General features: G+C 62.8%; 10 protein-coding genes. 5 read left to right on the forward strand and 5 right to left on the reverse strand.

All coding sequences use genetic code 11. The annotated features are described in order from the left end of the window. Positions 1–10 precede the first annotated feature (10 nt). Genes ACI6S0_RS06660 through ACI6S0_RS06670 form a run of 3 tightly spaced genes read left to right on the forward strand, consistent with a single transcriptional unit; the run spans position 11 to position 5710 of the window. On the forward strand, positions 11–772 hold the full coding sequence (locus ACI6S0_RS06660; RefSeq protein WP_026109607.1) for an ImuA family protein: 762 nt from the start codon (positions 11–13) through the stop codon (positions 770–772). Then, positions 687–2498 (forward strand): DUF6504 family protein, encoded by a 1812-nt coding sequence (locus ACI6S0_RS06665; protein WP_157228574.1) that lies wholly within the window; start codon positions 687–689, stop codon positions 2496–2498. The genes ACI6S0_RS06660 and ACI6S0_RS06665 overlap by 86 nt, the downstream gene beginning before the upstream one ends. Further along, the gene (locus ACI6S0_RS06670; RefSeq protein WP_017503115.1) at positions 2498–5710 is read left to right on the forward strand and encodes an error-prone DNA polymerase; all 3213 of its coding nucleotides are present in this window, start codon (positions 2498–2500) and stop codon (positions 5708–5710) included. The genes ACI6S0_RS06665 and ACI6S0_RS06670 overlap by 1 nt, the downstream gene beginning before the upstream one ends. A gap of 113 nt (positions 5711–5823) precedes the next feature. Here the strand turns inward: ACI6S0_RS06670 and ACI6S0_RS06675 are convergent, their stop codons facing one another. The 5 genes from ACI6S0_RS06675 to ACI6S0_RS06695 all read right to left on the reverse strand — a co-directional run bounded on the left by ACI6S0_RS06675 (position 5824) and on the right by ACI6S0_RS06695 (position 8587). Next, complete coding sequence (locus ACI6S0_RS06675; protein ID WP_293921980.1) at positions 5824–6246, reverse strand: MarR family transcriptional regulator; 423 nt, start codon at positions 6244–6246, stop codon at positions 5824–5826. Positions 6247–6310: 64 nt separating this feature from the next. Then, on the reverse strand, positions 6311–6847 hold the full coding sequence (locus ACI6S0_RS06680) for a JAB domain-containing protein (protein WP_017503686.1): 537 nt from the start codon (positions 6845–6847) through the stop codon (positions 6311–6313). 32 nt (positions 6848–6879) lie between these two features. After that, positions 6880–7308 (reverse strand): hypothetical protein, encoded by a 429-nt coding sequence (locus ACI6S0_RS06685; RefSeq protein ID WP_017503687.1) that lies wholly within the window; start codon positions 7306–7308, stop codon positions 6880–6882. Between the two features lie 65 nt (positions 7309–7373). Then, a complete protein-coding gene (locus ACI6S0_RS06690; protein ID WP_017503688.1) occupies positions 7374–7724 on the reverse strand; it encodes a hypothetical protein in 351 nt (116 codons plus the stop codon). A gap of 62 nt (positions 7725–7786) precedes the next feature. Next, the gene (locus ACI6S0_RS06695) at positions 7787–8587 is read right to left on the reverse strand and encodes a helix-turn-helix domain-containing protein (RefSeq protein ID WP_293921984.1); all 801 of its coding nucleotides are present in this window, start codon (positions 8585–8587) and stop codon (positions 7787–7789) included. A 180-nt stretch (positions 8588–8767) separates the two neighbouring features. Here ACI6S0_RS06695 and ACI6S0_RS06700 point away from each other — a divergent pair, with 180 nt between their 5' ends. Both ACI6S0_RS06700 and ACI6S0_RS06705 read left to right on the forward strand, forming a co-directional pair. Continuing rightward, positions 8768–9655: a DUF7146 domain-containing protein gene (locus ACI6S0_RS06700; protein ID WP_026109727.1), complete on the forward strand. Its 888-nt coding sequence runs from the start codon at positions 8768–8770 to the stop codon at positions 9653–9655. Between the two features lie 32 nt (positions 9656–9687). Continuing rightward, positions 9688–11694, forward strand: a complete 2007-nt coding sequence (locus ACI6S0_RS06705) for a ParB/RepB/Spo0J family partition protein (protein WP_293921988.1) — start codon at positions 9688–9690, stop codon at positions 11692–11694. Positions 11695–11798: the final 104 nt, after the last annotated feature.

An 11798-nucleotide genomic window follows, 5' to 3' on the forward strand; every position in this document is an offset into this window, starting at 1 on the left:
CTCATCCATCATGCCGACTGTCCCGCGCCCGGAAAGGCTGCAAGCCCTTATTGCCGAAATCCAGGCTATAGCGCCGGTTTCGCGGGCCGATGTGCCGTGCCTGCCCTTCGGTATTGCCGCCGTCGATGACCGCCTGGCAGCAGGCGGGCTGGTGCGCGCCGCGCTGCACGAGATTGCCGGCGACACCGGCGCGCTGGGCGATGACGCCGCCGCCACCCTCTTCACTGCGGGCATCGCGGCCAGAGCGTCGGAAGGCGATATTCTCTGGATCATGTCCCAGCCCGACCTGTTCGCGCCCGGCCTTGCCTGCGCCGGTGTACCGGCGACCCGGCTGATCCAGGTCGAAGCCGGCAAGGACGACCACGCTCTTGCCGTAATGGAAGAGGCGCTGCGCCATGGCGCACTGGCAGCCGTGGTATGCGAGGTTACCCGCATCGGCATGACCGCCACGCGTCGCCTGCAACTGGCGGCTGAGGAGGGAAACACCACGGCCCTGCTGCTGCGGCGCTGGCGACGGTCCGCGCAAGATCCGCTGGGCCAACCTTCCTCTGCGCTGACGCGCTGGCGCATCGGCTGTGCGCCGTCCGATCCCTTGCCGGTATCTGGCGTCGGTCGCTCGCGCTGGCAGGTGTCACTGGTGCGCCAGCGCGGCGGGGATCCTGATAACTGGCTACTGGAGGGCTGCGATGCGACGGGTCGCCTCGCTGTTCCTGCCGAGCCTCGCCGTCGATCGGCTGCGCCGAAACGAGGCGAGGACCGGCAGGCCGCCTGAACGGATATCTGCGCTCCAACTGCCCGTCCTTCCGCTCGAAGAGGAAGACGGCTCGTCCTGCTCCTGCCCACGTGGCGGCGGGTGGCGTCCTGGCGCGCGCTGGGCGCAGACTGCCGGGGCGGGCGCCGCGATGGGCACGCGCGAGGAACAAATCGATAGCCTGCCTGCGCATCAACGTCCCTCGCCGCGTGAACTCGGTCGCCGCTCGGAGGCGGCCGACAATCCGTTCAAATCGGGCAAGCAAGCGGCAGCGCCAAATCTGAAGCCCCTTGGACATGCGCAGCCAGACGCATCGCCGCTGGTCACCAGCATCCTTCACAAGCAGCGCATGGTGATCGCCGCACTCGACGCGCAAGCTGCAAGCCTTGGTCTCTTTTCCGGCATGCCGCTCACCCAGGCTAAAGCCATGGTGCCCGGCCTCGATACGCGCGACGCTGACCCGGTGGGAGATGTGCGGGAGCTGGAACGGCTCGCGCTGTTCGCCGTGCGGCGCTGGACGCCGACCGCACAGGTCAACGCGCCTGACGGGCTGCTCATGGACCTGACCGGCGTTGCCCATCTCTTCGGAGGCGAGCAGGCGATGGCGCGGCGGATCATCGGCTTTTGCCGTCGGATCGGGTTGGACGCGCGCATCGCTATAGCGGGCACGGCGGGCGCTGCCCATGCGCTCGCCCGCTATGGCAAAGAGCGCATTGCGATCTGCGACGTGCATGGGGAACTGGAAGCGATCAGCAGCTTGCCGGTAGCGGCACTGCGGCTCGATGACCGCCAGCGCAGCGCCGCCCAGCGCCTCGGGATCGAGCGCATCGCCGATCTCATCGCCATGCCGCGCGCGCCGCTCGGCCGCCGTTTTGGGGCCAGTCTGCTTCACCGGCTCGACCAGGCAATCGGGCGGGTTGGCGAGCCGCTCGTCGGCATTGTCCCATTCGAACTGCCGCAGGTGCTGCGGATCTTTGCCGAACCCATTGGCTCGGCTGAGACGATCGCGCGGGTCATGGCCGACCTTGCCGATGATCTGGCGCGGACATTGCGCGAACTGGGGCTTGGCGTGCGGCTTCTGCGTCTTGTTTGCGAGCGGGTGGACAAGGAAGAACAGATCGTCACGGTCGGGACCGCGCGCGGCACGCGCGACATCGGCCATATGCTGCGGCTGCTCGCGATGAAGATCGAGACCATCGATCCAGGCTTCGGCATCGAACGCATGCGGCTGCTCGCGTTGCGCAGCGAATCCCTGGCGCCCACGGCGATCGACGCCGATCTGGGGACGGGCGAAGCGGCGGATATCGCACTCCTCGTCGATCAGATCGTTGCTCGGCTGGGGCAGGGGGCCATTTACCGTCCGACCATGCGCGAGAGTGATGTACCCGAGCGCGGCGTTGGGCGCATCGCGCCACTGGCTGACGCTATGCCCTGGCCGACCTTATGGCCACGGCCCGCCCGCATTCTGCGGCGGCCAGAGCGGATCGACCATGTCATGGCCGAGCTTCCCGACCAGCCGCCACGCCGCTTCGTCTGGCGCGGGGTCGCCCATGTCGTGGTGCGGGCAGATGGACCGGAGCGTATTCGTGGAGAATGGTGGCGTCGGCGCGGCGAGAGCTATGCCGTGCGCGATTATTTCCGGGTGGAGAATGAGCGGGGCGAGCGTTTCTGGGTGTTCCGGCGCGGCGATGGCGAAAATCTGCGGTCGGGCGATCTCTCCTGGCACATCCATGGTGTGTTCGGATGATGAGCGAGGATTATGTCGAACTTCAGGTCACCACGCATTTCTCCTTCCTGCGTGGCGTGTCCTCCCCTGACGAACTGTTCGCTCAGGCCGCCTGGCTCAAGATACCGGCACTGGGCGTCGTCGATCGCAATTCGGTAGCCGGGATCGTGCGCGCCTGGCAAGCGGCCAAGGAAACCGGCGTCCGTCTGATCCCCGGCTGTCGGCTGGATCTTGCCTGTGGCACCAGCCTGCTGGTCTATCCAACCGACAAGGCCGCCTGGTCGCGGCTGACCCGCCTGCTGTCCGTTGGCAAGGCGCGAGCAGGGAAGGGGGCCTGCGAGCTGCATTGGGAGGATGTCGAACAATGGCACGAGGGGTTGATCGCCATCCTTGTTCCCGATCTGCCCGACGACGCCAATGCACGAGCGCTCTGCCGTTTAAACCTTACATTTGGCGATCGCGCCTATCTTGGGCTGTCGCTGCGCCGAAGGCCGGACGATGCGATCCGGATTCATGGTCTCAATGCGCAGGCGCGATCGCATCATGTGCGATCGGTGGTGCTGGGTGACATCCTCTATCACAGCAATGATCGCGAGCTGTTGCAGGATGTTGTGACCGCGATCCGTCACCATTGCACCGTCGATGCGCTGGGGTTCAAGCGCGAGCGCTATGCCGATCGGCAGCTCAAGTCCGGCGCGGAAATGGCCCGGCGCTTTGCCGCCTATCCCGATGCGCTGGCAGCAACGGCCGACATCGCGCATGCCTGCACCTTCGACCTCGATCAGCTTCGCTATCAATATCCGCAGGAAGCAAGTCCGGGCGAAACGCCGCAGCAATTGCTGGAGCGGCTGACGGGGGCGGCATCGGCCCGCATGTTTCCCGATGGCGTGCCCAAAGCCTATGCCGATCAGCTTGCCCATGAGCTCGGGCTGATCGAAAAGTTGAGCTATGCCCCCTATTTTCTGACCGTGAACAGCATCGTCGCTGAAGCGCGAAGGCGGGGCATTCTCTGCCAGGGGCGGGGATCGGCGGCGAACAGCTGCGTCTGCTTCGTGCTGGGCATCACCTCGATCGATCCCATCAAGCATGAATTGCTTTTCGAACGGTTCGTGTCGGGCGAGCGCAAGGAACCGCCCGACATCGACGTCGATTTCGAACATGAGCGGCGGGAGGAGATCATCCAGTGGATCTATGAGACCTATGGCCGCACCCGCGCCGCTCTGACGGCGGTGGTAACGCGCTATCGCGCCCGCGGCGCGGTGCGCGAGGTCGGCAAGGCGCTGGGTTTGCCCGAGGACATGACCGGGGCGCTCGCGGGGCTCGTGTGGGGATGGTCGCTCGAAGGCGTGCGCGACGATCAGGCAAGCGAACTCAATCTCGACACCAGCGATCCGCGTCTTGCCCTGACGCTGGAGCTGTCGCGTGAACTGATCGGCACACCGCGCCACCTCTCGCAGCATCCTGGCGGCTTTGTCCTGACCTCGGACCGGCTGGATGAGCTAGTGCCGATCGAACCTGCAGCCATGGAGGACCGGCAGGTCATCGAGTGGGATAAAGATGACATCGATGCGCTGAAGTTCATGAAGGTCGATATTTTGGGTCTGGGCATGCTGGGCTGTATGCGCCGGGCCTTTGCGCTGCTGGCGGAGCATCGCGGCGTCGCCATGACCATGGCGTCGCCAACACTCCAGCGAGATGATCCGGCCGTTTATGCCATGATCCAGCGCGCGGACACGCTCGGAGTCTTCCAGATCGAGAGCCGTGCGCAGATGTCAATGCTGCCGCGGATCAAGCCGGAGAAATTCTACGATCTTGTGATCGAGGTGGCGATCGTTCGGCCCGGGCCGATCCAGGGCGACATGGTGCACCCCTATCTGCGGCGGCGCGAGGGCAAGGAGAAGCCGGAATATCCGCGCGAGGAGTTGCGCGCCGTGCTGCAGAAGACGCTGGGTGTGCCGCTGTTCCAGGAGCAGGCGATGAAGGTGGCCATTGTCGGTGCCGGGTTCACGGCCGCTGAGGCCGACCAGCTGCGCCGCGCTATGGCGACGTTCAAGTTTACCGGCGGCGTCAGCCATTTTTACGACAAGCTGGTCGAGGGCATGGTGGGGCGCGGCTATCCGCGCGACTTTGCCGAGCGCACCTTCAAGCAGATTGAGGGCTTCGGGTCCTATGGCTTTCCCGAAAGCCATGCGGCGAGCTTTGCCAAGATCGCCTATGCGTCGAGCTGGATGAAGTGCCACCATCCCGATATCTTCTGCGCGGCTCTGTTGAACGCGCAGCCCATGGGCTTTTACGCGCCTGCGCAGATCGTGCGGGACGCCCGTGCCCATGGCGTGGAGGTGCGGCCGCCCTGCATCAACCGCAGCCGTTGGGATTGCACGCTGGAGCCAACACGCGGGCGATACCTCGCCGTCCGGCTGGGGCTGCGTATGGCACGTGGGCTTTCCAACCTGCACGGCGCCATGATCGTGTCGGCGCGAGGGGACGCGCCCTTCGATAGCGTCGAAGGCGTTTGGCGACGGGCAGGGGTGCCGCCGGCCGCCATCGAGCGGCTGGCGGATGCGGATGCATTCCACGCCCTTGCCCATGATCGAAGGCAGGCGCTTTGGCGCGTGAAGGGGCTGGGCGACAAACCCCTGCCACTCTTTGCGGCTGCCGACGCGCGGGAAGGGCGGTTCGGTCCGGAAGGGGACGAGCCCATGGTGACGCTGGAGCCGCTCAGCGAGGGAAGGGAGGTGGTCGAAGATTATCGGACCATTCAGCTTTCGCTTCGGGCGCATCCGCTTGCGTTTCTGCGCGAGGATTTGCGACGGCGCGGGGTCAAGTCTGCAGCCGAACTCGATCAGGTGAAGGACGGGCAGCATGTCGAGGTGGCGGGGGTCATCCTTGTGCGGCAGAAGCCGGGGTCGGCTAAAGGTGTTCTGTTCATCACGATCGAAGATGAAACCGGGATCGCGAATGGCATATTGTGGCCGGACCGGTTTGAGGCGCAGCGGCGGACGGTCTTGGCATCAGCAATGGTCGGGTTGCGTGGGCGGTTGCAGCGCGAGGGGATTGTCACGCACATCATCATAGATCGCGTGATCGACTATACCCCTCTTCTCAGATCGATCGGTGAAGCCAAGCTGTCTGCCGCCACTTGCGCCGCCAGCGATGGTGAAGCAGACTTGTCGAAGCGGGCAGCGAGAGATGATGCACCTTGTTTGCGGCTTCAATCGCGCAATTTTCACTGAACAGATCATTGCGTGGAGGGCTTGCGGCTGCCTCTTGGAATTCGGTGGATCTGGCCGAAGTGGACTCTCAAGCCAGATGCCAACGGGCGGGCGCGACCGTCACCTGCACATAATCAGTTGGCGTTTCTGGTGCGCTTGTCCGCGCTGACAAGCGCGGGAATGTCGGCGCGCATTCCCGTGTTGGTTTGGTAAATCTCGGCGAGCCGGTCCAGAAGCGACTCGACGACCCCTTGCCCCTTCTCGGTCAGGCTAACCTTAATTCCGCGTCGGTCCCGATCGGTCGCGTTGCAAAGGACCAGACCGATCTTCTCCATTTCGTACACCTTGCGACATGCTGTGGGGAACGGGACATTTGCGAAACTGCAGAGCGACCAGAGATAGACGACCCTCTCCTCCCTCTCGGCAATATAGAGTTCCAGAAGCATGTCCCAGACGGGACTGGCGCAATAGCGATAGCCCAGCGTGTCACCAAGAGCTTTACGCATCGTCACCAGCTTGCGACAGGCATCCATGCGAGCAACGACTTGATACGGCATTGTCTTTCTCCCTTTGCTAAGGGCGCTGCGCGTGCTCGGCCGGGCCGATCGCTGCGGCGCCTGCCTACAAAAATCCTTTTCTACGAAAGCTCAGGCTGCCCTCCCGGGCGATAAGAATATGATCGTGCACCGCGACACCCAGCGCTGTGGCGGCCTCGACGAGCTTGCGGGTCATGATCCTGTCACTCCGGGAGGCTACAAGACGACCAGATGGATGATTATGCGCAACGATGATGGCGGTCGCGCCGAGCTCAAGACAGCGCTTGAGCACTTCGCGCGGGTAAATATGGACAGCGGAAACGGAGCCGATGCTGGCTACCTCGTCGCATAGAAGCTCATTGCCTGCGTTGAGATAGAGTACCCGAAGCTGCTCTTGCGGGGCAAACGCCATCGCGCCTCTCAGATAATCAAGGACGGCGGGCTCATCGGCCAGCACGGCTCCACGTGGAAGGCGATCTCGCAGGACGTGGTGGATAGCCGTTCGAACCGATGAAAACAGCCCCTCCAGATCATCGCCACCAACAGCTTTGACGCGCTCCCCCTCCGTAGCGTTGAGGGCCTCGGGAAAGGACCCAAATCGTTCGAGAAGCCGGTCAGACAATTCTCTCGCGCGATCGGGCGCTCCCAGACCGATCAGGTCTTCCAGGATTTGTCGACACCCAGCCGGGCCAGCCGTTGCTGGTGTCGCCAGGTCGCGGCAATCAGAATGATCTGGGCAATCCAGCTCCAGAGCGCCACGGCATCCATATAGGCTTTTGGCACCACAGCCGGCACAGCCACGCGCATGATGTGGATCGAAAGTTCGGCTACCAGCATTCCCGAAACCCAAAGCGGCCAAAATCGCGTGCTTTTGAAAGAAAGCCATAAGAAAATACCCAGCATGGCCGTGTCGACAAAGAGCATGCCGTGCTCGACACCCTGGAACCGGAAGGCAATGGGATGGGCGAGCGCAATGCTGGCGATGACGCCGCTCACAAAGGTTGCCGCCCCGATCTGCTCGGGCCGGCCACCCTTTGCGAACCCATAAATCGAGCTCACGACCAAAAGTCCGACGAACATCATTTGTCTGGTCATATCGACTTCGAAACGGAAGTGTCGTTCCCAGTCAAGCGCTTGACGATCGTCGCTCAGGCGGCGCGGAGATGGTTCGGTACCGCCGGCTGCTGGCTTTGGCCAGTTGCGACCTTGAAGACATCGCCATAGGCCTGCTCGCCAAGACCGATGTCGTCACTCACGCGCTTGAGCTGGTCATGGGTCGCGACGAGCTCTGCCCGCGTCTTGGCAACCAGCATGATGGCCGAGGCGGAGGACTGGAATGCGTCCTGCCCGATCGCTGCGTCCAGGCGCCCTTCGAGACGGGCGAGGGGAAGGGCGGCATTGAGTTCGGCGATGCGAGCCGCCGCAAGGTCGATAGCTTCCTCCGCAGCGTGCATCCGCTGCGCGATCGAATGGGCGATAATCTGACGTTGTCTGGGCATGATGTCTCCTCCCGCATTCCACAGGAATGCATGGTTCATGAAATTGATTGTCGGATGGTGCCTTACGGGTGGGCGAAACTGTCCATGACCGTAAGAAGCGATATGGCCGAGCCGGCAAGCAGGAGCCCCAAGGCGCCCAATGCCGCTACGGTAACGATGGCTTTTGATTGGTTCAGGTCATTACTCGGTCTCCTGCCTGAGCGGAGCGGGACCCAGTCGACGAGGGAGGTTGTGAGGCGTTCGAGCGAATAGCTTCCCTGTTCCTCAACAAGCTGCCCATCATCATCCGGATGCCCATCCGCTTCGTGATCAGCAGGGATAGTTGCCGCTCTCTCGACCTTGGAGGAAATTACCAGCGATTCGGGGGGTGGTAAAAAATAGGTATCGACAAATTGAATTTCGCGGCCGGTTTCGAAGGCCAGCACGATCTGCGCTGCATCAGCGCGACTCATCCCATTCAGCGCAACCCGAGCTTTATCAACATGTTTGTCGACCGTGCCGGGCATGATGCCTAGCTTGGGTCCGATTCGCTTGGAAATCATCCCTCGCGCAACAAGCGCTAGACATTCACGCTGACGATCGCTCAGCGACTCGACGGCGGCGCGATATTTCTCCAGCTCGGGAGGCAAAATGTTGCTTGTCACGGTGCGACCCGACCCTTGCATGCGTCGGCGACCATAGCCGGGAGAGCCAGGCGAGGTGGCCGATCCGTTTCGATAAGCTATGAGTGTCATCAAACTGACACGCAAAAGCAACGCTCTTATATCGAATGGCATAGAGCCATTGGCGTACCGTCTGGGAACGAACAGGAGAAAAGGAAGAGGGGAGAGGTCGGCTTCTTTTAACCTCAGGATTTCCCCCATGTGCAGCCCTTTGGCCGCTGGTCTGTCGAGTTGTCTCGAAACCATCCTCTCGCAGGAGCACTGGCTCGGGCGAAAGCATGTTGTAAGTTTAAAGCGATCACGCCCCTGCGGTTGGCGCATTCCTCGGCATCGCAATCCCGCTGATGCGAGCATTATGGCATCTGACTCGCGGAGTTTGCCATGAGCGCTGACATGGCTGCAGCCGGAGAGCACATTGTCCGGCGACTCGGGGGCGTCTGGTCCAACGGGTGGGGCATGTGCCAATGCCCGGCTCACGAGGATCGCACGCCGAGCCTGTCCGTACGGTGCGGTCGGACCGGCCTCCTGTTCAAATGTTTTGCCGGCTGCACAATTACCGAAATTCTGGCCGCACTCAGGCGCGAAAAGCTCGATGTGCCAGGTGGGGAGAGCCGAAAGTTCGAGCGCCTCCAGCCTGCCACCGACATGCGGCGATATGCCGCTCGTCTCTGGCGCGAAGGACGACCTGTCAGCGGCACTCCGGCGGAGCGCTATCTGCGCAAGCGGTCAATTCCGGCGATCCATGATCTCATGCGCTACCACCCGGCCACACCCTTAGGTCGAGGTCGAGCGGTTCGACGGTTGCCCGCATTGCTTGTCGCTGTCGGGCAACCGCGCCGACTGGCAGCTGTCCAACGGATATTTCTGCAGCCCAATGGTCGGCCGGCTTTGCTCAGCCGGACAAAGCGCGCGCTCGGTCCGCTATATCGAGATGCCGTGCAGTTGTTCGAACCGATGGATACGCTGGGTCTGGCAGAAGGCGTGGAAAATGCCCTATCCGCGTCCTTGCTTCTCTCCATCCCGGTTTGGGCGAGCCTTGGCGCCGAGCGATTCGATCGGATCGAGATACCGTGCCGCATCAAGCGCCTGATCCTCCTCGCCGATAACGACGATGCGGGCAGGCGGGCCGTAACCAAAGCTTTGCAGAGCTACGCACTTCCGGAACGCGAGATCATTGTCCTTTGGCCGGCAGCGCCATTCAACGACTGGAACGACATGCTGCGGGCAGGAGGGAAAGTGAGGTTGGGATGGGAGCGGAATGCGGCCTGATGGTCAGGGCGCCCGCGAACAGGAGAAAGCTCATGTCCCAGGCACTGCCCGACATTCAGGTTCCCGCTTCCAAGCTCTCGATCGCTCCTTCCAATGTCCGCAAGCGGACTGACCCCGTGGCCGATAGCGAACTCAAGGCCAGCATCCTCGCACGCGGCATCATCCAGAACCTCATTGGCCTGCCGGTGGCGCGCAAGAAGGGCGAATATCAGATCACCGCCGGCGGTCGCCGTCTCACGCAGCTCAAGGCACTGATCGATGAGGGCAAGCTGCCGGCCGATTACCCGGTGACGGTGAAGCTGCTGAGCAATCGGAACGATGCGGCAGAAATCAGCCTTGTTGAAAATTTCAATCGGCTCAACATGTCGCCGGCAGAGGAATGCCGCGCGTTCCAGACGATCATGGAGACCGAGAAGAAGAGCCCGGCCGACGTTGCCATACGTTTTGGGCTCACCGAGCGTTTCGTGCTGGGGCGTCTGCGACTTGCTGGCCTTGCGGATCCCGTCTTTGACGCCCTCGCTGATGGGACCATTACGCTCGATGTGGCGAAGGCCTATGGCAGCATCACCGACACAGCCCGCCAGGCAGCCGTCTTCGAAGAACTTGCCGACGGCTACTACGCCACGAACTGCGCGGAAATCCGGCGCCGCCTGATCTCCGGCTTCTATCGCGGCAATGATCCCAAGGCCCTGCTCGTCGGGCGCGACGCCTACCTCGCCGCCGGTGGCAGGATCGACGGTGATCTCTTCTCCGACAATGCGAGCGAAAACTGGATCGACAGCGACATAGTCGAAACGCTGGCGCAGGAACGCCTGGAGGCAGCGGCCGCGGCGCTGAGATCAACCGAGGGCTTTGGCGAACTGCGCGTCGTCTGCCACAGCCGTGTCCCGTACATGGAAACCATCGGCCTGGATCCAATCGAGGGTGAACCGGCGGAGCTAACTCCCGAGGAGGAAGAGCGGCAGCGCGCGATCGAGGTCGAGCTGGAGACAATTGCCGAGAATGCCGATGAAGATGGCTATTCCGACGAAGAGATCGAACGGATCGAGGGGCTGGAATCGGAATATCAGGGCCTGACTGAGCGCCCGCCGGTCCTCGGTGCCGACCAGAAGGCTACGTCGCTGGCCTATCTCGTGATCGGCGATGACGGCACCCCCCGGCTTCACGAACAAATCTACGCGATCCCGCAGCCTGAACCGGAGGTCGACGAGGATGCCGATACCCAATCCCAGGAGGAGGATGAGAGCGCCGATGAGCCGGTCGATGAGGCTTCCGGACGGTCGCCGATAAGCCAGAAGCTGGCAGAAGAATTGGCTCTCATGAAGACGGAAATCCTCCGGGTCCATGTCGCGAGCGATCCCCATTTTGCTCTCGACCTCGGCGCTTTCATCATGGCCGACGCGGCGGTTGCCTATCGCTACGACATGCCGAGCGATCTGCGCGCCACCGTGCCCAGTACCCGCGTCGGCAATTTCGAGAGCGACACGCCCGCCGCGGAAAGTTGGGATGAATTGCAGGCGGGCCTCGACCGCAGCTGGATCGATGCAGGCGGGATATGCGAACGGTACGACGCTTTCTGTGCGCTCGCCGATACGGCGCGGGCGGCCTGGCTTGGCTGGGCGGTTGCCAGAACCCTCCATGCGGTGCCCGCAGGTGACCGTTCGGCCATGCTCATCGACCACCTCGGGACCAAGCTCGACATCGATGTTGCGCAATGGTGGCGTCCGACCGCGCGACGCTATTTCGATCGGGTAGCCAAGCCAACGATCCTGGACCATTTCCACGAGGTTGGCGGGGCCGAACTGCGCAGCCGGTACAGCGGCTTGAAGAAGCATGATCTCGCGCTTTCTGCCGAAAAGCTCTTTGGCGGCCAAATCATCGTCGAGGCCGATATCAAGGATCGGGCGATGCAATGGCTACCGGACGCGATGCGCTTTGGTCCGCTTGAGGATCTCGCTCCCCCGGAAAGCGAGCCGCAGTCCCCCAACGGCGAGCCTGCGTCCGCTGATCAGCAGAGCGACTTGCCCGAAGCGGCCTGAACGATCGTGGGCGGGGCCGCATGCGAGCCTCGCCCAAATTTTCCGAACATCGAAGTCGGGCAGGCCCTGCCGTCCGACAATCTCGCCTGGAGCCGTTCGGCTAC

This window comes from Sphingobium sp. DN12, from assembly GCF_051058005.1.
Taxonomy (GTDB): Bacteria; Pseudomonadota; Alphaproteobacteria; order Sphingomonadales; family Sphingomonadaceae; genus Sphingobium; species Sphingobium yanoikuyae.

Bases quoted from the DNA above. Each gene is read 5' to 3' on its own strand.
- ACI6S0_RS06660 (WP_026109607.1), top strand. From the start codon at position 11: ATGCCGACTGTCCCGCGCCCGGAAAGGCTGCAAGCCCTTATTGCCGAA.
- ACI6S0_RS06665 (WP_157228574.1), top strand. From the start codon at position 687: ATGCGACGGGTCGCCTCGCTGTTCCTGCCGAGCCTCGCCGTCGATCGG.
- ACI6S0_RS06670 (WP_017503115.1), top strand. From the start codon at position 2,498: ATGAGCGAGGATTATGTCGAACTTCAGGTCACCACGCATTTCTCCTTC.
- ACI6S0_RS06675 (WP_293921980.1), bottom strand. From the start codon at position 6,246: ATGCCGTATCAAGTCGTTGCTCGCATGGATGCCTGTCGCAAGCTGGTG.
- ACI6S0_RS06685 (WP_017503687.1), bottom strand. From the start codon at position 7,308: ATGATGTTCGTCGGACTTTTGGTCGTGAGCTCGATTTATGGGTTCGCA.
- ACI6S0_RS06690 (WP_017503688.1), bottom strand. From the start codon at position 7,724: ATGCCCAGACAACGTCAGATTATCGCCCATTCGATCGCGCAGCGGATG.
- ACI6S0_RS06695 (WP_293921984.1), bottom strand. From the start codon at position 8,587: ATGGGGGAAATCCTGAGGTTAAAAGAAGCCGACCTCTCCCCTCTTCCT.
- ACI6S0_RS06700 (WP_026109727.1), top strand. From the start codon at position 8,768: ATGAGCGCTGACATGGCTGCAGCCGGAGAGCACATTGTCCGGCGACTC.
- ACI6S0_RS06705 (WP_293921988.1), top strand. From the start codon at position 9,688: ATGTCCCAGGCACTGCCCGACATTCAGGTTCCCGCTTCCAAGCTCTCG.